The 590-nt window shown below is 61.7% G+C and carries 1 pseudogene; it reads left to right on the forward strand.

The features are described from left to right. Nucleotides 1-109 precede the first annotated feature (109 nt). A pseudogene (locus tag F2S13_RS29035) lies at nt 110-590 on the forward strand (type VI secretion system baseplate subunit TssF); the annotation flags it as partial.

Raw genomic sequence — 590 nt, forward strand, 5'->3', positions numbered from 1 at the left:
CTTCAAGTTGCCGTCGCAGATTTTCCTCGCCCAGAGCGGCGCTGATGGCCATTGACCCGGTACCCGCGGCAGTGCGCTGCGACCAATCCTTATTGATCAGGAGTTTTTTGTGGACAAGGACAATCTGACGCTGCATTACTTCGATGCCGAGATGCGTTACCTGCGCGAGGCTGCCAAGGAGTTTGCGCAAGCCTTCCCGGACCGGGCGGCGCAGCTGAACCTGGACAAGCCGGGCGCACACGACCCTTATGTGGAACGCCTGTTCGAGGGCTTTGCCTTTCTGATGGGGCGGTTGCGCGAGAAGCTCGACGACGACCTGCCGGAGCTGACCGAAGGCTTGGTCAGCCTGCTGTGGCCGCATTACTTGCGGACCATTCCATCGCTATCGATCGTCGAACTGGTGCCCGCGATCGAGCAGATGAAGGACAGCGAAACGATCGATAAGGCCTGGAAGTGCTATCACAGCCCATCGGACCACAGCGCACCCGGTGCCGTTACACCACCACCCAGGACCTGACGCTGCGGCCACTCGCCCTGGAGTCGCTGCGCGTTGGCCACGAGCCGGATGGACGTTCGCTGCTGCGTCTGCG

This window comes from Pseudomonas akapageensis (assembly GCF_011355085.1).
Taxonomy (GTDB): domain Bacteria; phylum Pseudomonadota; class Gammaproteobacteria; order Pseudomonadales; family Pseudomonadaceae; genus Aquipseudomonas; species Aquipseudomonas akapageensis.